Origin of the sequence: Labrys sp. 22185 (assembly GCF_052045555.1) — a bacterium.
GTDB lineage: Bacteria > Pseudomonadota > Alphaproteobacteria > Rhizobiales > Labraceae > Labrys > Labrys neptuniae.
Genome location: NZ_JBQEPH010000002.1, coordinates 166,706 through 190,005, shown reverse-complemented (window position 1 = coordinate 190,005; position 23,300 = coordinate 166,706). Strand labels below are relative to the sequence as shown.

22 protein-coding genes are annotated in these 23,300 nt (G+C 63.2%); 18 read left to right on the top strand and 4 right to left on the bottom strand.

From position 1 onward, the window contains the following. Positions 1-8 precede the first annotated feature (8 nt). Positions 9-1,184, bottom strand: a complete 1,176-nt coding sequence (locus ACTJKX_RS05400; RefSeq protein WP_440724614.1) for a UbiH/UbiF family hydroxylase — start codon at positions 1,182-1,184, stop codon at positions 9-11. A gap of 121 nt (positions 1,185-1,305) precedes the next feature. Between ACTJKX_RS05400 and ACTJKX_RS05395 the strand changes: the two genes are divergently transcribed. The 7 genes from ACTJKX_RS05395 to ACTJKX_RS05365 all read left to right on the top strand — a co-directional run bounded on the left by ACTJKX_RS05395 (position 1,306) and on the right by ACTJKX_RS05365 (position 9,379). After that, complete coding sequence (locus ACTJKX_RS05395) at positions 1,306-2,472, top strand: D-alanyl-D-alanine carboxypeptidase family protein (RefSeq protein ID WP_440724613.1); 1,167 nt, start codon at positions 1,306-1,308, stop codon at positions 2,470-2,472. Continuing rightward, entirely contained in the window at positions 2,469-3,116 is a 648-nt protein-coding gene (gene tmk, locus ACTJKX_RS05390) for a dTMP kinase (protein ID WP_394308910.1), read from the top strand. The genes ACTJKX_RS05395 and tmk overlap by 4 nt, the downstream gene beginning before the upstream one ends. Beyond that, the gene (locus tag ACTJKX_RS05385; RefSeq protein ID WP_440724612.1) at positions 3,113-4,153 is read left to right on the top strand and encodes a DNA polymerase III subunit delta'; all 1,041 of its coding nucleotides are present in this window, start codon (positions 3,113-3,115) and stop codon (positions 4,151-4,153) included. Before tmk ends, ACTJKX_RS05385 begins: the two co-directional genes overlap by 4 nt. A gap of 162 nt (positions 4,154-4,315) precedes the next feature. Then, positions 4,316-5,881 (top strand): methionine--tRNA ligase, encoded by a 1,566-nt coding sequence (metG, locus tag ACTJKX_RS05380; RefSeq protein WP_440724611.1) that lies wholly within the window; start codon positions 4,316-4,318, stop codon positions 5,879-5,881. Positions 5,882-5,898: 17 nt separating this feature from the next. Then, complete coding sequence (locus tag ACTJKX_RS05375; RefSeq protein ID WP_394308905.1) at positions 5,899-6,699, top strand: TatD family hydrolase; 801 nt, start codon at positions 5,899-5,901, stop codon at positions 6,697-6,699. Positions 6,700-6,703: 4 nt separating this feature from the next. Beyond that, positions 6,704-7,525: an MBL fold metallo-hydrolase gene (locus tag ACTJKX_RS05370; protein WP_440724610.1), complete on the top strand. Its 822-nt coding sequence runs from the start codon at positions 6,704-6,706 to the stop codon at positions 7,523-7,525. A gap of 201 nt (positions 7,526-7,726) precedes the next feature. After that, entirely contained in the window at positions 7,727-9,379 is a 1,653-nt protein-coding gene (locus ACTJKX_RS05365) for a Na/Pi cotransporter family protein (RefSeq protein ID WP_440724609.1), read from the top strand. Positions 9,380-9,443: 64 nt separating this feature from the next. Here the strand turns inward: ACTJKX_RS05365 and ACTJKX_RS05360 are convergent, their stop codons facing one another. Both ACTJKX_RS05360 and ACTJKX_RS05355 read right to left on the bottom strand, forming a co-directional pair. Further along, positions 9,444-10,682, bottom strand: coding sequence for a Zn-dependent hydrolase (locus ACTJKX_RS05360; RefSeq protein ID WP_440724608.1), 1,239 nt, complete (start codon positions 10,680-10,682; stop codon positions 9,444-9,446). Next, on the bottom strand, positions 10,679-11,887 hold the full coding sequence (locus ACTJKX_RS05355; protein WP_440724607.1) for a diaminopropionate ammonia-lyase: 1,209 nt from the start codon (positions 11,885-11,887) through the stop codon (positions 10,679-10,681). The genes ACTJKX_RS05360 and ACTJKX_RS05355 overlap by 4 nt, the downstream gene beginning before the upstream one ends. A gap of 99 nt (positions 11,888-11,986) precedes the next feature. Between ACTJKX_RS05355 and ACTJKX_RS05350 the strand changes: the two genes are divergently transcribed. The 3 genes from ACTJKX_RS05350 (at position 11,987) to ACTJKX_RS05340 (ending at position 15,244) form a co-directional block, all read left to right on the top strand. Further along, entirely contained in the window at positions 11,987-12,499 is a 513-nt protein-coding gene (locus ACTJKX_RS05350; RefSeq protein WP_440724606.1) for an Lrp/AsnC family transcriptional regulator, read from the top strand. Between the two features lie 243 nt (positions 12,500-12,742). Further along, positions 12,743-13,468: a tellurite resistance TerB family protein gene (locus ACTJKX_RS05345; protein ID WP_440724605.1), complete on the top strand. Its 726-nt coding sequence runs from the start codon at positions 12,743-12,745 to the stop codon at positions 13,466-13,468. A 498-nt stretch (positions 13,469-13,966) separates the two neighbouring features. Next, positions 13,967-15,244, top strand: coding sequence for a S41 family peptidase (locus tag ACTJKX_RS05340; protein ID WP_440724604.1), 1,278 nt, complete (start codon positions 13,967-13,969; stop codon positions 15,242-15,244). Positions 15,245-15,291: 47 nt separating this feature from the next. Here the strand turns inward: ACTJKX_RS05340 and ACTJKX_RS05335 are convergent, their stop codons facing one another. Then, positions 15,292-15,969: a cysteine hydrolase family protein gene (locus ACTJKX_RS05335; protein ID WP_440724603.1), complete on the bottom strand. Its 678-nt coding sequence runs from the start codon at positions 15,967-15,969 to the stop codon at positions 15,292-15,294. 147 nt (positions 15,970-16,116) lie between these two features. Between ACTJKX_RS05335 and ACTJKX_RS05330 the strand changes: the two genes are divergently transcribed. The 8 genes from ACTJKX_RS05330 (at position 16,117) to ACTJKX_RS05295 (ending at position 23,296) form a co-directional block, all read left to right on the top strand. After that, complete coding sequence (locus ACTJKX_RS05330; protein WP_440724602.1) at positions 16,117-16,983, top strand: MurR/RpiR family transcriptional regulator; 867 nt, start codon at positions 16,117-16,119, stop codon at positions 16,981-16,983. Positions 16,984-17,097: 114 nt separating this feature from the next. Then, a complete protein-coding gene (locus ACTJKX_RS05325; protein ID WP_440724601.1) occupies positions 17,098-18,417 on the top strand; it encodes a glutamine synthetase in 1,320 nt (439 codons plus the stop codon). After that, positions 18,417-19,226, top strand: a complete 810-nt coding sequence (locus ACTJKX_RS05320) for an N-formylglutamate amidohydrolase (protein ID WP_440724600.1) — start codon at positions 18,417-18,419, stop codon at positions 19,224-19,226. The genes ACTJKX_RS05325 and ACTJKX_RS05320 overlap by 1 nt, the downstream gene beginning before the upstream one ends. After that, positions 19,223-19,849, top strand: a complete 627-nt coding sequence (locus ACTJKX_RS05315) for a cysteine hydrolase family protein (RefSeq protein WP_440724599.1) — start codon at positions 19,223-19,225, stop codon at positions 19,847-19,849. Before ACTJKX_RS05320 ends, ACTJKX_RS05315 begins: the two co-directional genes overlap by 4 nt. Continuing rightward, positions 19,842-20,630 carry an ABC transporter ATP-binding protein gene (locus tag ACTJKX_RS05310; protein WP_415081230.1) on the top strand — a complete coding sequence of 263 codons (789 nt, stop codon included), beginning with the start codon at positions 19,842-19,844 and terminating at the stop codon, positions 20,628-20,630. The genes ACTJKX_RS05315 and ACTJKX_RS05310 overlap by 8 nt, the downstream gene beginning before the upstream one ends. Then, positions 20,623-21,360, top strand: coding sequence for an ABC transporter ATP-binding protein (locus tag ACTJKX_RS05305; protein ID WP_440724598.1), 738 nt, complete (start codon positions 20,623-20,625; stop codon positions 21,358-21,360). The genes ACTJKX_RS05310 and ACTJKX_RS05305 overlap by 8 nt, the downstream gene beginning before the upstream one ends. Beyond that, positions 21,357-22,259, top strand: a complete 903-nt coding sequence (locus ACTJKX_RS05300) for a branched-chain amino acid ABC transporter permease (RefSeq protein WP_440724597.1) — start codon at positions 21,357-21,359, stop codon at positions 22,257-22,259. The genes ACTJKX_RS05305 and ACTJKX_RS05300 overlap by 4 nt, the downstream gene beginning before the upstream one ends. Then, a complete protein-coding gene (locus tag ACTJKX_RS05295; RefSeq protein WP_440724596.1) occupies positions 22,256-23,296 on the top strand; it encodes a branched-chain amino acid ABC transporter permease in 1,041 nt (346 codons plus the stop codon). Before ACTJKX_RS05300 ends, ACTJKX_RS05295 begins: the two co-directional genes overlap by 4 nt. Positions 23,297-23,300: the final 4 nt, after the last annotated feature.

Sequence of the window (23,300 nt, the reverse complement as noted above, 5' to 3'; positions counted from 1 at the left end):
GGAAGAATTCAATGCTCGGCTGCGCGAGCGAGCCCCTGCCGCATCATCACCCGCCTCAGGGGACCGACCCGCTCAAGGGCGTAGAGCCCCAGACCACGCAGGCCCTGCAGAGGGAAATGCCCTGAGAGCAAGGAGCGGTTCAAGAGATCGACCGCCGAGTGACGCGTCCCGATGTCGAGCCGCCTTGCCTTGGCATAGGCCTCTGTCACGCCGGCATCGCCGGGATCGCGGGCGGCCTCCAGGGCCTTGGCCAGGGCCGCGATATCGCGCAGTGTCAGGTTGAAGCCTTGCGCCCCGATCGGCGGCAGCACATGGGCGGCCTCGCCTATCAGCGCGACCCGCTCTGCCGCCTGGGTCACCGCCACCACCGCACTCATCGGCCAGAAGGAGCGCCGGCCGTCGATCTCGACATGGCCGAGCAGGGCATGGCTCTGGATTTCGATGGCCCGGGAGAGGGCCGCATCATCCATTGCCCGCAACTCATCCGCCTTTTCAGGGGAGACCACCCAGACGAGGCTGGCCCGCTGCCCCGGCAGGGGCACCAGTGTGAACGGACCAGACTCGGTGTGGAACTCCGTGGAGACATCGCGATGGCTGCGGCTGATCTTCAGATTGAGGGCCAGTGCCATCTGCGGATAGTCATGGCTCCGCGTCTCGATCCCGGCCGCCTGCCTGACGAGGGAGCCGCGCCCGTCGGCGGCAACGGCGAGATCGGCGGTCAGATCAGGCTGTCCATCCAGCTTGAGAACGAGGCCGCTCGAGCCGCGTTCGGCGGCAAGCACCCGCACCGGCAGATGTTCGACACCGGCCTCCTGCAGGCGGGCCTGAAGGATCTGGGTCAGGGCGCCATTGGGGATATTCCAGCCAAAGGCCTCCAAGCCGATCTCCTCCGCCTTGAAGGCGATAGGGCGTGCACGCAGGAGCCGTTGTGTCGCATCGATGATGGACATCACCCGCAGCGGCGCTGCCTCCGGATGGCCCGCAATCGGAATGCCCGCCTTCGCCAGAGCCTGGATGCTGCCGTCGAGCAGAGCGGTGGTACGGGTGTCGCCAACATTGCCGGGCGGGCCCACCAGGGTGGTCCTGAAGCCTTTTGCAGCAAGGACCCCGGCACAGGCCAAGCCTGCGAGCCCAGCGCCCACAATGACGATCGAACGATGATTTGATTCACGATTGGCTGGCATGATGTTCAATGGAATTAACGCTCTCTGAAGCGGACGTCACCTGTTTTCGGATGCTGCGGACCAGGCGCAATTGCGCCGGAGCGCGCGAATTTGGTACTATCGGGCAGAACGGACATCGGCGATGAAAAGCGTTGTCATCGGGCTATTTCTGGCGGCCGTCGTGCTGGTGCCACCGTTGCGTGCGGAGCCGTTCACCACTACCGCGCCGATTGCCCTGGTGATCGAAACAGGTTCGGGCACGGTCCTGCTCGACAAGAACGCCGACAAGCCGGTCGAGCCTGCTGCCATGGCCAAGATCATGACCGTCGCCGTCGTCGCCGAAGCCCTGCGCAAGGGCCAGGCTTCGAGAGAGACCGAGTATCTGATTTCGGAAGACATCTGGCGCAAGGGTGGGGCCCCCTCGGGCAGCGCCACCATGTTCGCCGCCGTGAGAAGCCGGGTGCGTGTCGATGATCTCCTGCGCGGGGTGATGGTCCAGGCCGCCAATGATGCCTGCCTCGCGCTGTCGGCGGGACTCACGGGCCAGCTCGAGGGCCTGGTGCCGCGGATGAACACGCTGGCCGCCGAAATCGGCTTGCAGCACACGCAGTTCCGCAATGTCACCGGCTTTGCCGATCCGGCCCAATTGACCACGGCGCGGGATCTCGCCCGGCTGCTCGGCTGGCTCCGCCGGAACGAGCCGGACATCTATGCCATCTACCAGGAGCGGGATTTCACCTGGAACAAGATCCGGCAGACCAACCGCAATCCCCTGCTCACCCAGGGCTTGGGGGTCGATGGCGGCGTCACCGGAGCATCCGACACGGCGGGCTATGGCGTGGTCGTTTCGGCCCTTCACGGCGACCAGCACTTCATCATGGTGCTGCACGGCCTGCAATCGAATGCCGAACGGGCGACGGAAGCCAAACGGGTCCTTGAATGGGCCGAAAATTCATTCCGCCCGCGTCTCGTCTTCGCCAAGGGGGAGATCGTCGGCGAGGCTTCCGTCTATGGCGGCACGGCCAATTCCGTGCCCGTCGTGGCCGATCGCGACGTCTCCATGCTGGTAGACAGCAGCGGCACGGAAAAACTCAGTGCCAAATTGCTCTATGACGGGCCCCTCGAGGCCCCGGTACAGAAAAACAGCGCCGTCGGCCGGCTCCAGATCCTGCGCGAGGGACAGGTGTCTCTGGAAATTCCCCTGTATGCAGCCGCCGATGTGCCAGTCGGCAGTCTTCCCCAACGCGCATTCGGTGCTATCTACGAGCTTGGCATCGGATTGATACAGGGTGGGCACGACAAGCGATGAAGGGCCGGTTCATAACGTTCGAAGGCGGCGAGGGTGTGGGTAAGTCTACCCAGATCCGCCGGCTGGCGGCATCCTTGAACGCGCTCGGCGTCGAGACCCTGCTGACCCGCGAGCCCGGCGGCTCGCCGCATGCCGAGGAATTGCGTGAAGTGCTGCTTTCCGGCGGCGCCAAGCATTTCGGCCCCTTTGCCGAAACGATTCTGTTCTATGCGGCGCGCGACGATCATCTCAACGCGACGATCAGGCCGGCCTTGGCAAGGGGGACGTGGGTGCTATGCGATCGCTTCATGGATTCGACTCGCGCCTATCAGGGCGTGCTGGGCGAGGTCGAGCCAGCCTTGATCCGCTCGATCGAACGCGTGGTGGTTGGTTCCACCGTGCCCGACCTCACGCTCATTCTCGACATGCCGGCCCGTGATGGGCTCGCCAGGGTCCGCTCCCGCGGCGCGGCCATCGATCGCTTCGAGGGAGAGAGCCTGGTTTTCCATGAAAAGCTGCGCGAGGCCTTCCTGGCCATTGCCGAATTCGAGCCTCGCCGCTGCGCCGTCGTCGATGCCTCCGCCTCGCAGGACGAGGTCGCCGCGGCGATTCTCGGCGTTGTGCGAAGAAGGCTCGACCTCGATGCGGCCCGGGTGCCGGCATGAGCGAACGCCTCGAAAGCGACATGCTGGCCGACAGCCCGCATCCGCGCGAAACCATGCAATTGATCGGCCAGGACCGGGCAGAGCAGGCTTTGCTGAGCGCCTATCGTTCAGGCCGCATCCATCACGCCTGGCTGTTGGGTGGCCCCGAGGGCGTCGGCAAGGCAACGCTGGCCTATCGCATGGCCAAATTCGTGCTGACCCATCCCGATCCTCACCAACTCGGCGCGGCAACCAGTCTCTCGGTCGCCGCCGACGCCACGGCTGCTCGCCAGATCGTGTCGCAATCCCATGTCGATCTTGCGGTGCTGCGTCGCCTTCCCAACGACAAGACCAAGGGGTTCTATTCCAACATTCGTGTCGACGACGTCCGCAGCGTGGTGCGTTTCCTCGGCTCGACCGCCGGGGCAGGGGGGTGGCGCATCGCCATCATCGACTCAGCCGAGGACCTGGCACGTGAGGGCGCCAACGCCCTGCTCAAAGTCCTGGAAGAGCCGCCGCCGCGGGTGCTTTTCCTGATGATATCGCATCAGCCGGCCCGCCTCCTGCCGACCATCCGTTCGCGCTGCCGGCTGCTCACGCTCGATCCTCTCGGCGACGCCGATGTCCTCAAGGCGGCGGCACAGGCGCGTCCAGACCTGCCCGAAGAGACGCTGGCTGCAGGAGCTGCCCTGGCGCAGGGCAGCGTCAGGCGCGCCTTGACCCTGGCGGACGGGGAGGGGGTATCCCTGCACCGCTCCCTCACGGACCTGCTGGCCAAGCTGCCGCGGATCGACGTGGCTGCAGCCCATGCTCTCGCGGACCGATGCGCCAACAAGGCAGGCGACGAGAATTTCGCGCTCCTGCTCGACTTCCTCGACGAATGGCTGCATCAGCGCCTGCTGGCGGCACGTGGCGAACCCGTGGCCCGCCTTGCGCGCTGGGCTGAGGTATGGGAGAAGGCCCGCCATGCTGCGCGTGATGTCGAGGCCTATAATCTCGACCGCAAACCTTTCGTGCTCGCGACCCTCGGCTTGCTCGCCGAAGCTTCCGCAGCCTGAAGGGTTTTGCGTTTAGACGAAATTGCGTCGACTCGCGAAACGCCCCAGGCATTTTCCGGCGAAAAGTCTCTCAACTTTCTCCGAAAATGCTCTACATCAGGAATCCCTGATGCGCGGCCTGACTGGCGGTGTCGCGCATCGTTGTCAGGAAAAGCGTCATCGATGGCCGAGAAAGACACCTATTACATCACCACGGCGATCTCCTATCCCAATGGCAAACCCCATATCGGGCATGCCTATGAGCTGATCGCGACGGATGCCATCGCCCGCTTCAAGCGGCTCGACGGGAATGATGTGTTCTTCCTCACAGGCACCGACGAGCACGGCCAGAAGATGCTGCAGACGGCGGCCAAGCAGGGCACCACGGCCCAGGCCCTGGCCGATCAGAACTCGGAATATTTCCGCGAGATGGCCCGGGTGCTCAATGCGTCGAACGACGATTTCATCCGCACCAGCGAAGAGCGCCATCATCGCGCCTGCCAGGAGATCTGGCGCCGCATGGAGGCGGCCGGCGACATCTATCTGTCGAAATATTCGGGCTGGTATTCGGTGCGCGACGAAGCCTTCTTCGACGAGAAGGACCTGGCTCTCAATTCCGATGGCTCCCGTTCGGTGATCGAGACCGGTGCCAAGGTGGAATGGGTGGAGGAGGAAAGCTATTTCTTTCGCCTTTCCGCCTATCAGGATCGCCTGCTGAAGCATTATGAGAGCCATCCTGGCTTCATCGGCCCGGAGGAACGCCGCAACGAGATCCTGAGTTTCGTGCGCTCGGGCCTGCGTGACCTTTCCATCAGCCGCACCACCTTCGATTGGGGCGTGCCGGTTCCCGGCAACCCCAAGCACGTGATGTATGTCTGGGTCGATGCCCTCACCAATTACCTGACGGCGACAGGCTTTCCGGACACCGATACCGAACGCTCCAAATTCTGGCCGGCCAGCGTGCATATCATCGGCAAGGACATCGTGCGCTTCCACACGGTCTATTGGCCTGCTTTCCTGATGTCGGCTGGTATCGAGTTGCCGCATCGCGTCTTCGGCCATGGCTTCCTGTTCAACCGCGGCGAGAAGATGTCGAAATCGGTCGGCAACGTGATCGATCCCTTCACCCTTGCCGAGCATTACGGCGTCGACCAGTTGCGCTATTTCTTCCTGCGCGAGGTCCCCTTCGGCCAGGACGGCAATTATTCGCATGAAGCGATCGTCAACCGCATCAATGCCGACCTCGCCAATGATTTCGGCAATCTGGCCAATCGCTGTCTGAAGATGATCGCGGCCAATTGCGGTGGCAAGGTACCCAGCCCCGGCGATCTCCTGCCGTCCGACGAACAATTGCTGAAGGCGGCGGACAACCTGATCTGGCAGGCTCGGGACGCCATCTTCAATTTCGCCCTGCACACCATCCTAGCCGATCTGTGGAGCGTCGTGGGCGAAGCCAACCGCTATTTTGCGGCCGAAGAGCCCTGGAAGCTGAAGACCAGCAACCCGGCGCGCATGGAGACGGTGCTTTACGTCACGGCCGAGGTGGTCCGCCAGGTTGCCATCCTGGCCCAGCCGGTGATCCCGGCAGGGGCAGCGCGACTGCTCGACCAGTTGGCTGTGCCGGAAGACGCGCGCGACTTCGACCATCTCGGCATTGACGGCCGCCTATCACCGGACGCCGAACTGCCGGCACCGACAGCCGTGTTCCCCCGCTATGTCGAGGCGGTCGACGGGGCAGGCAGGGCCTGAGACGGACAAGCTGAACCATGCTGATCGATAGCCACTGCCATCTCGATTTTCCCGACCTGCAAGCCGAGATCGACGACGTCGTCGCACGTGCCCGCCAGGCCGGGATCGGGCGCATGATCACCATCTCGACCCGTATCCGCCAGTTCGAGAAGATCAGGGCGCTGATCGAGCGCTATGACGACGTCTTCGGCTCGATCGGCACGCATTGCCTGCACGCCCATGAGGAGGACGACATCCCGCTCGACACCATCCTGGAACTCGCCGCCCATCCCAAGGTGGTGGCGATCGGCGAGGCCGGGCTCGACTATCACTATGACTACGCCCCGCGCGACGTGCAGGCGCACGGGTTTCGCAAGCATATCGCCGCGGCACGGCTCACGGGACTGCCGCTGGTGATCCATGCCCGCCAGGCCGACAAGGAAATCGGCGACATTCTCGAGGAAGAAATGGAGAAGGGGGCCTTCAGCGCCGTCCTCCATTGCTATTCGTCCGGCCCCGAACTGGCCCGGCGGGGGCTCGCGCTCGGTTTCTACGTCTCCTTCTCCGGCATCCTCACCTTCAAGTCGGCCGAGGAGATCCGGGATATCGCCCGCTTCGTCCCACATGACCGGCTGCTGGTTGAAACGGATGCGCCCTATCTCGCGCCCATGCCGTTCCGCGGCAAGCGCAACGAGCCAGCCTTTGTGGCCAATACCGCGCGGATCCTGGCTGAGACCATCGGCCTGAACGAAAGCGAGGTGGCGAGGCAAACCAGCGAGAACGCCTTCCGCCTCTTCACCAAGATGCCGCGTCCCGACGGTATCAAGGCAGCAGCCTGACGCCATGAAGTTGACTGCGACATTGCTGGGCTGCGGTTCCTCCGGCGGCATCCCCCGGGTCGGATTTGGCTGGGGCAGTTGCGATCCCCACGAGCCACGCAACCGGCGCCGGCGCTGCGCCCTCCTGCTCGAACAGGATGGAGCGGAAGGCGGCCGTACCACGGTGCTGATCGATACCGGCGCCGATATGCGCCAGCAATTGCTGGACGCCGAGGTCAAGGCGGTCGACGGCGTGCTCTACACTCATGATCACGCCGATCATACCCATGGTATCGACGATCTGCGCGTGCTGGCGCTTTATCAGCGCAGCCTTGTCGACGTCTACGCCGACCGACGCACCGCTGCCTTACTGCGAAACCGTTTCGACTATTGCTTCGAGACGCCACCGGGCTCGTCCTATCCTCCCATCCTGACGCTCAACACGATCACGGTCGGGCAGGCGGTCAGTGTCGACGGTGCCGGCGGCTCGATCACGGCTCTGCCGTTCGAGCAGGACCACGGCGACATCCAATCCCTCGGATTCAGGATTGGGGACTTTGCATATTCCAGCGATATCAATGGATTGCCTGGAGAAAGCGAAGCATTGCTTCAGGGCCTCGACATCTGGATCGTCGACGCGCTTCGCCCCACGCCGCATCCCAGCCATTGGTCACTGCCGGAGACACTGGCCTGGATCGAGAAATTGAAACCGCGCCGCGCCATCCTGACCAACATGCACACGGACATGGATTATCAGACCTTGCGACGCAGCCTGCCGGCGGGCGTGGAACCGGGCTATGACGGCATGCGCATTGAACTGGCACCACCGGGAGCAGGCCGCGCCTAGACGGCAGCGCTCCGCCGCTCTCACTCCTTGGTTCGACACGTTTTTGCGATCCGTGGCGTGATCGCCAGATCGCAAAACGTTTCGGAACAAATTGACCGCAAGCGTCGAAATATGACGTTAATGTTCATGCTGTTTCAATTGCTTATGTGATAGATTCCTCTTTCTTGTCATGAAAAGGATTCGTCCTAAGGAATTGCTCGGTTGGCTGGTCAGCACGTTTTTCTCAATCTTCTCGCAGGTGTCGCACTCCTGATCTGGTCCACCCGCCTGGTCAAGACGGGGATCATGCGGGCCTTCGGCGAACGATTGCGCGGCGTGATTTCGCAGGCCACTTCCAATCGGTTTTCCGCCTGCCTGGCGGGGGCAGGGGTGGCGGCAGCCCTGCAGAGTTCGACCGGTTCGACCCTTCTGGTAATGTCCTTCGTCGAGCGGGGCTTCCTCACGCTCGCCATGGCCCTGGCCGTCTTGCTCGGCAGCAATGTCGGCACCACGCTCGTGGTTCAGGCATTGTCCTTCGATCTGTCGGCCTTGATGCCCGTCCTGATCATCGCGGGCGTGGCTTCGTTCATGCTCGGGCGCTCATCCGTCTCGCAGAATGTCGGCCGCGCCATGATCGGCCTCGGACTGATGATCCTGTCGCTGCACCTGGTCGTCGGGATCGCCGATCCGATCCGCCAGAGCGAGATCATGACGTTGATCTTCGAACGCCTCAATGGCCAGCCCTGGGCTGCGCTGCTGATCGGGGCTGGACTGGCTTGGCTGGTGCATTCGAGCGTGGCGATCCTGCTGCTGGTGATGTCGCTCTCGGGGGCAGGCGTGGTGGGCATTCCACTCGGCCTTGCCCTGGTGCTGGGGGCCAATATTGGCTCGGGACTGGCTCCTCTCGGTCTGTCCCTGGCTGCCCCGATCGAAGTCCGACGCGCTTTGCTCGGCAATCTCGGCACCCGCCTGGTCGGGGCCGTGGTGCTCTTGCCCCTGATCGGCCTCATTCAGCCCTGGCTGGCGCAATTGGAAGCCTCCGGGGCCCGCCAGATCGCCAATTTCCATGTCGGCTTCAACTTAGCTCTTCTGATCGTCTTCCTGCCCTTCATCGACCAGACCGCCCGCCTGCTCGAAAGGCTGGTGAGGGCGCCTGAGGCGCCGATTGGCGAGCGCCCCTCGCCTGTGCTCGACGAAGGGGATTTCGACAGCCCCTCGGTCGCTCTGGTGGCTGCCTCGCGCGAGGTGATCCGGCTGGCCGAACTGGTTGAGATCATGCTGCGGGAATCGATCATAACCTTCGAGGAACAGGACGATTCCAGGCGCAAGCAAATCAGCCAGCTCGACTATCAAGTCGACCGGTTGCAGGAGAACATCAAACTCTATCTGACCCGGCTGACCCGCACGCCTCTCGACAAGGACATGAGCCGGAAGGCGTTCGAGCTCATCCTGTTCACCACCAATCTCGAACATGTCGGCGATATCCTCGATAAGACCCTGCTTGAACTGGCCGCCAAGAAGCAGCGGCTCAATCTGAGCTTCTCAAGCGAGGGCTGGGCTGAAATCAAGGCCATGCATCGCGAAGTGGTGGCGCAGATGCGCCTCGCCATCACGGTATTCATGACCCAGGATCCCGTCATGGCCCGCCAATTGGTGGTGGCCAAGGATCATATCCGCAATTTCGAACGCTCGGCGGCGGAGAGCCACCTCAATCGCCTGCGGGCCGGTACGCTGGCCTCGATCGAGACCAGCTCGCTGCATATGGACGTCATCCGCGACCTCAAGCGCATCGTCGCTCATCTGACGGCCGTGGCCTATCCGATCCTCGAGGCAGCGGGAGAACTTTCGACCTCACGCCTCAAGGATGCTGGATAATTATCTGATATCAATTAGATAAATAGAATTTTTCAGACGATTGATCGGCTGCAGTGGATCGGGATCATCCTGCCGCCGTGAGACTTCGCACCACATCAAGGAGCACGTTCGCACCGGCAAGAAGATCGGCATCCGGCGTGAACTCCTTGGGATTATGACTGATTCCGGCAATGCTGGGCACGAAGATCATGGCCGAGGGCGTGATCCGAGCCATCATCTGGGCATCATGGCCCGCACCGGAGGTCATCCGGCGGCAGGGTAGGCCCCGGCGGCCGGCCGCCTGTTCGATCCGATCCACCAATCCCCTGTCGAAGACAACCGGCTCGAACCGAGCGAGGCGCTCGACGGATACCGTGACGCCCTCCGACCGGGCGAGTTCATCAAGGAAAGAGGCGAGGGCGCTTTCCGCCTCGCGCAGGCGTATCTCATCGGGATCGCGCAGGTCCACCGTAAGGCTCGCCCGTGCCGGGATGACGTTGATGGCATTCGGCTCGAACCGAAGACTGCCGACGGTCGCCACCGACGGCGTGTCGGCGGCAACGGCCTGCTCGCGCAGAAAGGTAATCACGCGCGCCGCGGCATGGCCGGCATCATGGCGCAGCGACATCGGGGTGGTGCCGGCGTGATTGGCGACGCCCTCGATGGTGACGCGTTGCCAGGAGATGCCTTGCAGCGTCTCGACAGCGCCAATGGCCAGACCTTCGCGTTCGAGTACCGGGCCTTGCTCGATATGAAGCTCCAGATAGGCATGTGGCTTGAGGAAACCGGGCTCCCGTTCGCCCGCATAGCCGATCCGCCGCAGTTCCTCGCCAAGCCTGGTTCCATCGATGCCGATGGAGGCCAGCGCCTCCTCGACCGACAATCCGCCAGCATGGACCAGTGAACCCATCATGTCCGGCGCATAACGTACGCCTTCCTCATTGGTGAAGGCGGCTATGGCGATCGGGCGGCTTGGGCGCCAGCCGGAGGATTTCAGCGTCTCGATCACTTCGAGGCCCGACAGAACACCATAGCAACCGTCATAGATTCCGGCGTCGATGACGGTGTCGATATGCGAGCCGAGGAGGACCGGGGCATCGTCCCTTACGCTCGCCGGACGCCAGATACCGAAGATATTGCCGATCCTGTCGATCGCGACCTCGAGGCCCGCATCCTCGAGCCATCGAACCAGACCGTCGCGCCCCGCTCTGTCGGCGTCGGATGCGGCCAATCGGGTCAGCCGGCCGTCGTTCCCACGCCCGATCGCCCCGAGACTGCGCAGCCGCCCCAGCAAGCGCTCGGCCTGGATGGATACCTCGCTCATGCCTGAATCTCCCCATTTGCCATCCGCACATCCGCCGGGTCGAGGCCGACAAGATCCCGGTATCGTGCGGGATCGGTGGCGCCTTCGCTGTTGATCACCAGGAGGCGGGCATTGGCATCCAGGCCGAGTGCCTGGCGCATGGCATCGTCCCGAGCCGCCCGGAGCAAGCCGGCTAGGCCGGCCGCGCCGCTCTCGCCCGCGACGATCGCGGGATCGCCCGGCAAGGGACGCGCCAGGGCCTTCATCGCCGCGATCGCTTCCTCGTCCTCCACCGTCATGAAACCGTCCGCCACGCGCATCAGGATCCGCCATGCAACCTGGGACGGCTCGTAGCATTCCAGCATCGCCATCACCGTGGGAGCACCATGGTCGACCTTCACGGGCTGGCCGGCCTGCGCGCTGGCGAAGATACAGGCCGAGAGCGCCGGCTCGACTACCACCAGCTTCGGCCGCTGCGCTTCGAGGACGAGTGCAGCATGGCCGCCAAGCGCTGCCGCAATGCCGCCGACACCGGCCTGGACGAACAAATGGGTCGGCGGTTCGCGCATCTGCTGCAAGGCTTCTCGCAGAATGGTGGTGTAGCCCTGCATCACCAGGCTCGGGATGCGCTCATAGCCTGCCCAGGACGTGTCGGAGACGACAGTCCAGCCCCTGGCTTGGCTGACACGCGCGGCCTCGGCCACGGAGTCGTCATAGGTACCATCCACCCGCACGATCTCAGCCCCGAACGCCGCGATCGCCTGCACGCGCCCCGGACTCACACCGCCATGCACGAAGATCACGGCCTTCGCCCCGACAAACTGGGCCCCCTGGGCCACGGAGCGACCGTGATTGCCGTCAGTCGCACAGGCGAAAACCATTTCGGCGGCGACCGATCTGACCTCATCCTGCCCGAGTTGCGTATAATCGACTGTCCGCCCCAGCTGCCGGCTGGCCTTCTCGATCACCAGCCGCACCACGGCATAGGCTCCGCCAAGAGCCTTGAAACTACAAAGACCTAGACGGTGAGCCTCATCTTTTACGAGGAGTTCGCCGATACCGAGCCGCGTCGCGAGAGCGGGCAGGGAGAGCAGGGGGGTCGGATGGTGGTCGGCCCGAACGGCCAGGAAGCGCTCGACTTCGTCCGCACCGGTGCGTCCCAGCGTGGAACGGTCGTCGGCGAGGAGTGGGGAGCGATAGTACGCATCGGAATTGAGCAGAAGCATCGGGGATCTCCATTTCTCAAGCGCAATCCTATTGCGTAAGAGCCGATGAATGCGCTCTGATCGGAGATCGTTGGTGCAATTTTGTATCGTCGGGTCGCGATGCCACGCATTTCCGGTTCATCCCTCGAACTTGACGGCTTCGATGTCGCCATCCTGGCTATCCTGCAACGCGACAATCACACGCCGCAGCGCAAGATCGCCGAGGCCATCCATCTGTCGGCGCCGGCCGTACAACGCCGCATCCGGCGCTTGGAGGAGAGTGGCGTCATAACCGCCAATGTTGCCACGCTCGATCCGGCAAAGATTGGCCAGCCGTTGACCATCGTGGTCAATGTCGATCTCGAGCGCGAGCGAAGCGTCTTGATCGACGAGGCCAAGAAGGCATTCCTCGCCGAAGCCAGCGTGCAGCAATGCTATTATGTCGCCGGAGAAACGGACTTCGTGCTGATCTTGAACGTGCCGTCGATGGCTGATTATGAAGCACTGACGCGCCGGCTGTTCTTCGCCAACAACAACGTCAAGCGCTTCCGGACTTTCGTGGTGATGGACCGGGTCAAAACCGGCACCACCTTGTCCCTGGACAAGGTTCCGGGCGTCTCGACACCGCAATGACGCCTCAAGACATTAGATTCGATTAAAACTTCAATATATTGAAATATAACAATAAATATGTAATTTAATGTCAAATTCGCATTGCCTTCATGACCAAGATTTCATATTGGCGGCCTTGAAGCCGCCGGGTTCTTGGCACCACATCCGGCCGTGCTGATCGATCCGGTCGAATCCCAAGATGGAGACGTCCGAAAGTTCGTGGCGAGCTCGGGCTGGGCGATCGTAGAGGAGCAAGAACGGATAATGGATCTGAACAATCTGCTTGGAAAAGTGCTGGGTGCCGGCGGTCAAGTTCTCAACACGCCAGGCAAGAAGCTGGCGGCGGGTGGCGCTGCGGCAGGCATCCTGTTCACCGAAACCGGCCGAGACCTGGCCGGCGCCGCCGTCAAATATGGCGGCATTGCCGCTATCGGCGCGCTCGCGCTGCATGCCTGGCAGCGCAGCCAGGCTGGGCAGGCCGGCGCTCCGGCAACAGACGACAACGGCGCCACAGCGGCCAATAGCGCGCCGGGCGGCTTCCTGCCGCCGCAAGTGTCGAGCCCACAACCGCTGCCGCCCATCATCGAGGCACGCGCAGTCGAGGCGCTGCCCGTGGAAACGCCCGCCGCGGCTGAAAGCCACGCCAAGCTTTTGCTGGGTGCGATGATCAACGCAGCCAAGGCCGACGGCAATGTCGACGCCGAGGAGCAGAGCCTGATCCTCGGACATGCCGACAAGCTCAGTCTCTCCGACGACGAACGCAACTTCCTTTTCCAGGAGTTGAGCAAGCCCTTCGACATGGAGCCGATCGTGCGTGGCGCGGCCACGCCGGAACTGGCGGCCGAGGTCTACGCCGTTTCGCGCATCGCTGTCGGTGCCGCATCGCCGGCCGAGAATTCCTATCTGCATGTACTGGCCGGGCGCCTGAAGCTGCCGCAGGCGGTGACGGGCCAGATCGACAGCGGCCTTGCTGCCACCGTCGCCCGATAGAGCGATCAAGCCTCGGATCGCATCGATCCTCAGTGCGAACGAAGACCGGGCTTTTTGAGAAAAGCCCGGTTTATCAGGCTTTTGGCTAGGCTGGGGAATGGATTTATGTTCCATAATATATCTTATGCGAATTAAGGACCTGGCCCACGGCCCCACTCCTGGCCCGGTTTCAGCCGGTATTTGCTGCCGCCCCTGATCGCTCCCCGCAACCGAAATTGCCGGCTTGTCGCTCAAGGTTTTTCAGCGCCGATGCATCGCTTTCGGGCCATGCCGGTCGTGCCGCCCAGTTCATATCAGCGCCGACCATCGACGACCATTCACAGGCATGCCAATTTTAGCCGCTAGGACCGCCGTTTCCCTGGAGGTCGTCCAATGCGCTGCATGCTTCTTGTCTGCCTGCTCCTGCTTGCGCCGCCGGCCCGAGCCGCTTCGGACTTTACGGATGGCATCTGGCTGACGACGGGATACGGCCATGCCTATGCCATTGGCGGCGGGCATTTGCAGCGTTTCGAAATCACGGCGATCAGTTGCCAGAAGTCGGTTTCTGCCGAACGGGTCGCGTCTTCGGAAAACGCCGCACGCTTTGCCGGCTCCAGCATCAACAACGATACCGGGGTCACCGATGCCTTCGCGTTCCGGCCAGGACGGCAGCCGAACCAGCTCATGCTGACTGTCGACGGGGTCGCCACGCAAACCCAACTCACGCGCACCGATGCATTGCCCGCGGCCTGTTCGCAGGCCGCCACCGCGGATCCCATCGTCAATTTCGATATTTTCGCGCGGACTTTCGCCGAACAATATCCATTCTTCAAGCAGCATCACGTGGATTGGGACGCCACGACAGCCGCACATCGAGAGGCTATCGGACCAACGACGGACGATCAGACGCTCTTCAGGCATTTTCGTGAAATGCTGACGCCCCTCGAAGATGCCCATGTCTGGATCGAAGCGCCGGCTCTCGGGCAGGAATTCAGCGGCTGGCGTCCACCCGCAACCACTAGCGAGGCAGTCCATCAGCGGGCACTCGCCATCGTCGAAAAGCGTTACCTGACAGGGCCCCTCGCTTGGTACTGCAACCGCCAGCTTGCATTCGGCATGCTGCCCGACGGTATCGGCTATTTGCTGATCGTCAGTTTCGAGAACTATGACAAGAATGCCGAAACCGCCGCCCAGACGGCTGCGCTCGATGCAGCGCTGGACGATATTTTCGGCAAGGCATCCGGATTGCGTGGGCTCGTTGTCGACATACGCCTCAATGGCGGCGGCACCGAAATGCTGGGCTTGCAGATCGCGGGGCACCTGACCGCGACATCCTATCCCGCTTCCAGCAAGATTTTCCGCATCGACCCGGCGGATCCGACGAAATTCAGCGAGCCGCAGCCGATCATGGTGGCTCCTTCTCCGCGCCCGGGCTTCTACGGACCGATGGCGCTGTTGATGGGGCACGAAAGCGTCAGCGCGGCCGAGGCTTTCGCCATGTCGCTCCAGGGGCGCAGGCATAAACCCGTTTTCATCGGAGAGAACACACAGGGCGTCTTCTCCGATGTGCTGATCCGTCATTTGCCGAATGGCTGGCGCTTCGGTGTTCCCAATGAAATCTACTTGAACGAGAAGGGACAAGCATATGATATAAAAGGTGTTCCACCCGATGTTCCGATAACTTTGTTCACCGAGGCCGATCTCGAAGCCGAGCGTGATCCAGCGCTTCAAGCTGCGGTGCACGCCGTTGACGAAGCGGGTCGATCGGGGCGCTTCCCGGGCCTTCCAAATCGATAAGCTTTTACATTAGATATATAATGGTATATTATTGAAAATAATGATTTTTAGCTCGAAATTTTCTTGATTTCAACAATCATTTCATCCGTGCTGCGCGTACGGCAATAGTGCCCCTTCATGCTCTCGATCGAAGCCAGATGGTTCTCCGGCGTCTCGGCCGCGCAGCAATCCTCGACCTGGGTCACCAGGAAACCGCGGTCGGCGGCGTCACGTATGGCGGATTCGACGCATTGATCGGTCACCACGCCATAGACGATCAGGAACTCCACACCGAGATTGCGCAGCACATATTCGATATTGGTGGCGTTGAAGATGCCGGATGCCGTCTTGGGTATGATGATCTCATCCCCCCTGGGACCGACGGTCTCAATCACTTTCGCCTCCCAGCAGCCCTTCGGGAAATTCAGGCCCGAGATCTTGTGGTCGAGGCTGCGGTCGCGCCCATCCTGGGTCAGGCTTTCCAGCACGGTGAAGATCACCTCGATGCCGGCGGCCCTCGCCGCTTCCTGCAGGCGGACCTGGTTGGGGATCACCACGCTGTCGATGCGTTCATAGAAGGCCCGCTTTGCCGCTTCCGGCGTACCCGGCGTACGAGCACGCGCCAGGATCTGCGCATTGAATTCGCCATTCTGCATGTCGACATTGAGCAGCGCCGTTCGAGCCGGGACGATCCCGCGCTCTCGGTAGGCGCCGCCCGGCGCATCGATGGCTGGAAGGCCTGCCATGCTGTCCTCGTGGGATGGGGAACTTGTTGTAATTCAAATTACGGTTTTTCCCGTAGTTGACCTATCCTGTACCGAGACATCGTGAAAGACAATGGCACCCGTGCGGACGTCAGAACATCCGCGCGGACATCGAGAAAAGGTATCGCCATGGAGCCCCCGAGAGTCGCCCTGCCCCAGACCAGCACGACGCTAGCCGATCGCGTCGCGGCGACCATGCCGTCCCTGAGCGATGCGGAAAAGCGTGCGGCCCGCGCCCTCCTCGCCCGCTACCCAACCACCGGCATGGAGACGGTGGCGCTGTTCGCCGAGAGAGCCAAGGTCAGCGCTCCCACCATTCTGCGCTTCGTCGCCAAGCTCGGCTTTCCGGGCTATGCCGATTTCAGGCGGGCATTGCGCGAGGAAATGGAGGCTCAGGCTGAATTCCCCCTGACGCGCCCCCATGCGGATGCCTCGACATCGGCACTTCTCGAGTTCGGGCGCGCCCTCGCCGAGACGGTGCAAGGCTCGATCGCCATGATCAATGAGGCGGAGCTCGCGCGTCTCGTCGACATTCTCGTCGATGAAAGACGCCAGGTCTTTCTGCTTGGCGGCGACTTCACCGAGCCGGCTGCACGCCATCTGGAATTCCACCTGCGCAAGCTTCGCGGCAGGATCAGGCTGTTCTCCGCAGGACTGATGCGACGCGCCGATGAACTCGCCGAGCTTCGGCGCAAGGACGTCGTGATCCTGTTCGACATCCGACGCTATCAGGCCGACACGGTGCGTACGGCCGAGGTCGCCAAGAGCCGCGAGGCCGTGGTCGCACTCTTTACCGACCAGTGGATGTCGGATGCCGCCCAGGTTGCCGATATCGTGCTGAGGGCCCGCGTCGACGTCCCCTCGCCCTGGGACAGCCTGATCGGTGTCATCGCCCTGGTGGAAGCGGTCGCACTCGCGATCGACGCCCGGCAATGGCCGATTGCCAGGGCCCGGTTCGAAACCATCGAAGGTGTTCGGCAGAAATTGCTTCCGTGACGTTTTATTTGTTTTGCCAAAAATTACGGCATAGCCGCTCTTAACATCATCTTGTAAGAAATAATTCTCGCGTGCTAGCGTTCGTCCCAATAAAAACAGGGGAACGGCACGCCAATGGCAACAAGGCCTGAAAGCGTCATCACGGTCTGCTGCAGCGACATTGCCGGCCAGGTCCGCGGCAAGGGATTTCCAGCGGCCGACCTGGAGAACCGTCGCCGCTTCGGTGTCGGCTGGACCCCGACCAACATCATGATCAATTGCTTCGGCCGCATCCCCGCCACGCCTTTCGGCGCGGAGGGCGACCTCATGCTGGTGCCCCAACCCGGCGGCGATATCCGCCTGCCCTATGACGACGGCACGCCCACCGAGCACATCATCCTCGGCGACATCATGACCATGGCAGGCACGCCCTGGGATTGCTGCCTGCGCGGCCTGCTCAAGCGGGCCCTCGCCGCTCTCGAGGCTGAAGCGGGCTTGCGGCTCATCGCCAGCTTCGAGCATGAATTCTGGTACGCGGGCGGTGAAGAACGCCCGGGGGACTCCTATGCCGCCAGCAGCCTCCGAGGCATGGAGGGCTTCATCGGCTCCTTCCTGGTGGCCTTGCGTGCCAACGACATCGCCCCCGACACCTTCCTGCCCGAATACGGCCCGCGACAGTATGAAATTACCATCGACCCCGCGGAGGGCCTGACGGCGGCCGACCAGGCGGTGAAGCTCCGCGAGATCTGCCGCTCGCTGGCCCGCCGCCATGGCAGCCACGCCAGTTTCTCGCCTGTGGTGACCCCGGGCATCGTCGGCAATGGCGTGCACATCCATTTCAGCCTGATCGATCTTGCCGGCAAGCCTGTCTGTTATGAGCCTGGACGACCAGGAGGCATGAGCGAGATCTGCGCGTCTTTCTGCGCCGGCATCCTCAGGCATGCCAGAGCGCTGTGTGCCGTCACCGCACCGAGCGTGATCTCCTATGAGCGGCTGAAACCACATTCCTGGTCGGCCTATTATGCCAATCTCGCCGATCGGGACCGCGAGGCGCTTTTGCGCATCTGCCCCTATCCCGAGATCGAGGGCGTCGACGTCGCCAAGCGATACAACATCGAATATCGCGGCGCCGATGCCACTGCGAGCCCCTATCTGCAGCTGGCCATGCTGGTCTTTGCCGGTCTTTCGGGCATACGCGAAGCCCTGCCCGAGCCCTTCATCTCCAGCGGCGATCCCGGACGCTGGAATGCAACGGAGCGGGCCGAACGCGGCATTGGCGACCTGCCTCACAGCCTCGGCGAAGCGCTAGACGCTCTGGAAGCCGACATTGCGGCCACCACCTGGCTCGGCCCAGTCCTGACCAAAGCCTATCTCATGCATAAGCGCGGCGAGATCGAGATGGCCGGGGACACGGGCTTGGAAGACCTCTGCGCCCTCTATGCGAGGGCCTATTGATGGGCTCATTCCCACGCCCCGTTCCGACCGGCCTGCTCGGTGCCGACGATCCGCCGCCGGTAGGCTTGCACAATGACGAGGCTTCCTCTCCCTTCCTGATCATCTGCGACCATGCCGGCAATGCGGTGCCCGTCGTGCTCGCCGGGCTGGGCCTGCCGCAATCGGAACTCGACCGCCACATCGGCATCGACATCGGCATTCTGGGCGTCAGCATGGCCCTGTCCGATCGCCTGCAGGCGCCCCTTATATTCCAACGCTATTCGCGTCTGGTGGCCGAATGCAATCGACGGCTCGACTCGCCCAGCTTCATGACACCCATTTCCGACGGGACACGGGTACCGGCCAACCAGGATCCGACGGCTGATGATCGCCAGGCGCGCATCCGCGAAATCGTCGAACCCTATCACACCGCGATATCCACCTACATCGACCACAAGCTGGCCGCCGGCCAGCCCCTGATCCTGGTGTCGATGCACAGCTTCACGCCCTCGCTTCGGGCCGCTCCGGCACCGCGCCCCTGGCATGTCGGCCTTTGCTATCATGACAACCGCCAATTCTCGGACCTGGTCCTCACCGAATTGGCGCATCAGCGCGATCTCGTGATCGGGCGCAACGAGCCCTATGGGGTCAACATGGCCGAAGATTATTCCGTGCCCGTCCATGGCGAGGAACGGCGGTTGCCCTATGTCGAGTTCGAGATCCGCCAGGATCTGATTGCCGATGCCTCCGGCCAAGTAACCTGGGCGGAGCGCCTCGCTCCCGTCTTGAAGGCCGCCTGTGCGCATTTCGGCGTGGAGGCCGGCCGATGATTCCCGATCGCAAGGCGCCCCTCGATCCCGTCAGGACCGCCATCCTGGTGATCGACACGCAGAACGGCATCTTCAACGCACAAGCCGAGGCAACACGGCCCTATTTCTACCGCTCGGCCCGCGATGTCGCGATTCCGAATATCGTGCGCCTGCTGGCTGCCGGCCGGGCAGCGGGTGCCGAGATCGTCTATACCGTCATCGCCAGCCTGACCCGGGACGGGCGCGACCGCAGCCTCGACTACAAGCAGACCGGCTTTCATTTCGCCCCCGGCAGCCCGGAAACCCACGTCATCGCCGAGCTCGCGCCCGGCCCGGACGACATGGTGCTGCCGAAAACCTCATCCAGTCTCTTCAACTCCACCAATTTCGAATATCTCGTCCGCAATATCGGGCTCGACACCATCGTGGTGACGGGCTTCCTGACCGATCAATGCATCGACCACACGGTGCGCGACGGCGCCGATCGCGGCTTTCGCATGGTCTGCCCTGTCGACGCCTGCACGACCGATACGCCCGAGCGCCACGCGCATGCCCTCAGCGCCTTCAAAGGCTATTGCCGGCAGGCCAGTACCGACGAGTTGCTGAGAGAACTGGCGGCCCCGCGGAGGCGCAGTGATGGCTGAAGCGACCTCCCCGCAAACCGCCCCCTTACTGCGCACGGCCGATCTCACCAAGGCCTTTCGCGGCCTGGTCGCCCTGCGCAATCAGGCCATCAGCGTACAGGCTGGCGAGATCGTCGGCATCATCGGCCCGAACGGATCGGGCAAAAGCACCTTCTTCAATCTGGTGACCGGCTTCTCGCGGCCCAATGCCGGTACGATCGAATTCCAGGGCCAGTCGATCGCCGGCCTGTCGACGGCAGCCATCGTCGAGCGGGGCATCGCCCGCACCTTCCAGGGCTCGCGTCTGTTCGGTTCGCTGAGCGTGCGCGATAATGTCCTGGCTGCGGCCCAGCTTCGTCATCCCATCGGCCCTTTTGCCGCGATCTTGCGAGGAGCACGCTATCGGGAGCGCCTGGCAGCTGCCCAACACTCGGCCGATGAACTGCTCGACTTGATGGCCCTCAAGCCGAAGGCTCGGCTGCCGGCATCCGCCCTGCCCTATGGCGACCAGCGACGCCTCGAAATCGCCCGCGCTCTGGCGACGCAGCCACGGCTCCTGCTGCTCGACGAACCCGCCGCCGGGCTCGATTCCAACGAGACCCGGGTGCTCGCAGGGCTGATCCGGGCCATCCGGGACCGCTATGGCATCGCCGTCGTCGTGGTCGAGCACGACATGGACCTGATCATGACTCTGTGCGAGCGCATCCAAGTCCTGGCCACCGGCGAAGTCATCTGCACCGGTACGCCGGCGGAGGTGCGCAGCAACAGCAGGGTCCGGGAGGCCTATCTCGGCCATGCCTGACGCCCATTCCTCCTCACCTTTGCTCCGGATCGACGGGCTCGAAGTCAATTTCGGCGCGGTCCGCGCGCTGAAGGGTGTCTCCCTCGATATCGGCCACGGCGAAGTCGTTGCCCTGGTCGGCGCCAACGGCGCCGGCAAGAGCACGACCTTGCGCACCGTCTCCGGCCTGAATCGTCCGAAAGCCGGAGCCATCACCTTCGCGGGTCAGGCCATCACAACCCTTCCGCCCGCCGAGATCGTGCGGATCGGCATCTCCCATAGTCCGGAGGGCCGTCGCCTGTTCGGCGGCCTGACGGTAGCCGACAATCTGCGTCTCGGCGCCTGCACGCGGCGTGATCGCGACGGCATCGGCCGCGACCAAGAACGCATGTTCGCCCTGTTCCCGATCCTCAAGCAGCGCCTAGCGCAATTGGCCGGCACGCTCTCGGGCGGCGAGCAGCAGCAGCTTGCCCTCGCCCGCGCCATGATGGCGGCCCCTCGCCTCCTGCTGCTCGACGAACCCTCGCTCGGGGTCGCTCCGCTGCTGGTCCGCCACATCTTCGAGGCCCTGGCCGAACTCAAGCGCCAAGGCATGACCATGCTGCTGGTCGAGCAGAACATCGCGATCGCTCTTGAACTGGCCGATAGGGCCTATGTGCTGCGCACCGGCCGCGTGGTGCTCTCCGGCAGTTCCGCCGAACTGACGGCCAATGACCGCGTGGCGCAGGCCTATCTGGGGGCTGACGAATGAACGGCTTCGAATATGTCCTCCAGCAGGTCATCAACGCCGTCAGCCTTGGCAGCCTCTACGCCCTCGTGGCGGTCGGTCTCTCCATCGTCTTCGGCGTGCTCAAGCTGACCAACTTCGCCCATGGCGACGTGATGATGGTGGGTGCCTTCACCACCGTGATCCTCGGCGTGGCCGGCATGCCTTTCGCCCTCGCCATGCTCTGCGGCATCGTCGCTGCCGCCCTGGCCGGCTTCGTGATCGAGCGCATCGCCTATCGTCCGATCCGCAACGCACCGGACGTGACCCGGCTGCTGACCAGCCTCGCCGTTACCTACATCCTGGAAAATCTCGGCATCCTCGCCTTCACCTCCTCGCCGCGCAATTTTCCCCTGCCCGATTTGCTCAACGGCTCCTGGCAATTGGCCGATGGCGCTATCACCTTCACCAACATCAACATCCTGACCATCGCCCTCTCCTTCCTGTCACTGCTGGGCCTCGGCTGGTTCATCACCCGCACCACCGTCGGGCTCGGCATGCGGGCGGCAGCCGAAGACATGTCCGCTGCCCATCTCGTCGGCCTCGACGTCAACCGCGTCATCGTCATCGCCTTCGTGGTGGCCTCCGCCTATGCCGGCCTCGCCGGCGTGCTCTGGGCCGCCCAGGCCGGCGTGGTCCAGCCGCAAATGGGCTTCACCCCGCTGCTCAAAGCCTTCGTCGCCGCGATCATCGGCGGATTCGGCTCGATCTCGGGCGCCCTCGTCGGCGGCTACATGCTCGGCGCCCTCGAGATCTTCATCGTCGCCTTCCTGCCCGATGCGGTGACGCCCTATCGCGATGCCATCGTCTTCAGCCTGCTGATCGCCTTCCTGCTGTTCCGTCCCGGTGGCCTGCTGCAGCCCAATCGAGAGATCAAGCTATGAGAGCCGGCCTGCCCATCCCACTGCTCGCAGCCGTCGGCCTCGTGGTTGCCGGCGTGATTGCCATCGGCGCGCCCCTTGTCCTGAGCGACTATCTCACGCGCATCCTCATCCTGATTGCCCTCAACTCGATCCTGGTGCTCTCCCTCTCGCTCAGCAACGGCTTCACCGGCGTGTTTTCGCTGGGCCATGTCGGCTTCGTCGGCGCCGGTGCCTATGCCTCGGGCATCCTGTCGCTGACGGTGCAGCAGAAGGCTGCCCTGCTGCCGCATCTGCCTGGCCTTTTGTCGAGCTTCAGCCTGCCCTTCCTGCCGGCCACCCTGGCCGCCGGCCTGTTCACGGCCCTGCTCGCGGTCGTCGTCGGCTATCCCCTGATGCGGCTATCCGGCTATTTCGTCTCGGTGGCGACGATGGGCTTTCTCATCATCGTCAATGTCGTGCTGATCAATGCCGTCGACATCACCCGCGGCTCGCGCACCTTCACCGGCGTGCCGCTGCAGACCAACCTGCCCTGGGTGATGGCCTGGCTGGTGGTAACGCTGCTCCTATTGGCACGCCTAGTCTATTCGCCCTTCGGCCGCTCGATGATGGCTGTCAGGGACGACACCATCGCCGCCGGCGCCGTCGGCATCGACGTGCTGCGCACGCGTCTGATCGCCTTCGTGATCGGGGCCTTCTTCGCGGGTGTCGGCGGCTCGCTCTATGCTCATTATCTCGGCTCCTTCTCGCCGATCACCTTCTATTTCGCCATGACGCTGAACCTGATCGCCATGCTCGTCCTGGGCGGCATGGGCTCGCTTTCCGGCGCCATGATCGGCGTCGTCTGCGTCTCCCTCCTTTCGGAAGGGCTGCGCTCAGCCGAACGCGGCTTCAGCCTGCTCGGCCTGACAGTGCCACCTGTGTTCGGTGCCAGCCAGATCGTGCTCGGCATCGTCTTCATCCTGATCATGATCTTCCGGCCGAAGGGGATCATGGGCGACCGCGAACTGACATTCGGGGCGGCCAGAACATCGGCAAGCAAGCCATCAATTGAGAGGTGACCAG

Coding starts and splice junctions, on each gene's coding strand:
- ACTJKX_RS05320 (WP_440724600.1), top strand. CDS start 18,417: ATGGGCTCATTCCCACGCCCCGTTCCGACCGGCCTGCTCGGTGCCGAC.
- tmk (WP_394308910.1), top strand. CDS start 2,469: ATGAAGGGCCGGTTCATAACGTTCGAAGGCGGCGAGGGTGTGGGTAAG.
- ACTJKX_RS05385 (WP_440724612.1), top strand. CDS start 3,113: ATGAGCGAACGCCTCGAAAGCGACATGCTGGCCGACAGCCCGCATCCG.
- ACTJKX_RS05355 (WP_440724607.1), bottom strand. CDS start 11,887: ATGCTTCTGCTCAATTCCGATGCGTACTATCGCTCCCCACTCCTCGCC.
- ACTJKX_RS05350 (WP_440724606.1), top strand. CDS start 11,987: ATGCCACGCATTTCCGGTTCATCCCTCGAACTTGACGGCTTCGATGTC.
- ACTJKX_RS05345 (WP_440724605.1), top strand. CDS start 12,743: ATGGATCTGAACAATCTGCTTGGAAAAGTGCTGGGTGCCGGCGGTCAA.
- ACTJKX_RS05400 (WP_440724614.1), bottom strand. CDS start 1,184: ATGCCAGCCAATCGTGAATCAAATCATCGTTCGATCGTCATTGTGGGC.
- ACTJKX_RS05310 (WP_415081230.1), top strand. CDS start 19,842: ATGGCTGAAGCGACCTCCCCGCAAACCGCCCCCTTACTGCGCACGGCC.
- ACTJKX_RS05325 (WP_440724601.1), top strand. CDS start 17,098: ATGGCAACAAGGCCTGAAAGCGTCATCACGGTCTGCTGCAGCGACATT.
- ACTJKX_RS05330 (WP_440724602.1), top strand. CDS start 16,117: ATGGAGCCCCCGAGAGTCGCCCTGCCCCAGACCAGCACGACGCTAGCC.
- ACTJKX_RS05305 (WP_440724598.1), top strand. CDS start 20,623: ATGCCTGACGCCCATTCCTCCTCACCTTTGCTCCGGATCGACGGGCTC.
- ACTJKX_RS05315 (WP_440724599.1), top strand. CDS start 19,223: ATGATTCCCGATCGCAAGGCGCCCCTCGATCCCGTCAGGACCGCCATC.
- ACTJKX_RS05300 (WP_440724597.1), top strand. CDS start 21,357: ATGAACGGCTTCGAATATGTCCTCCAGCAGGTCATCAACGCCGTCAGC.
- ACTJKX_RS05335 (WP_440724603.1), bottom strand. CDS start 15,969: ATGGCAGGCCTTCCAGCCATCGATGCGCCGGGCGGCGCCTACCGAGAG.
- ACTJKX_RS05360 (WP_440724608.1), bottom strand. CDS start 10,682: ATGAGCGAGGTATCCATCCAGGCCGAGCGCTTGCTGGGGCGGCTGCGC.
- metG (WP_440724611.1), top strand. CDS start 4,316: ATGGCCGAGAAAGACACCTATTACATCACCACGGCGATCTCCTATCCC.
- ACTJKX_RS05370 (WP_440724610.1), top strand. CDS start 6,704: ATGAAGTTGACTGCGACATTGCTGGGCTGCGGTTCCTCCGGCGGCATC.
- ACTJKX_RS05395 (WP_440724613.1), top strand. CDS start 1,306: ATGAAAAGCGTTGTCATCGGGCTATTTCTGGCGGCCGTCGTGCTGGTG.
- ACTJKX_RS05295 (WP_440724596.1), top strand. CDS start 22,256: ATGAGAGCCGGCCTGCCCATCCCACTGCTCGCAGCCGTCGGCCTCGTG.
- ACTJKX_RS05375 (WP_394308905.1), top strand. CDS start 5,899: ATGCTGATCGATAGCCACTGCCATCTCGATTTTCCCGACCTGCAAGCC.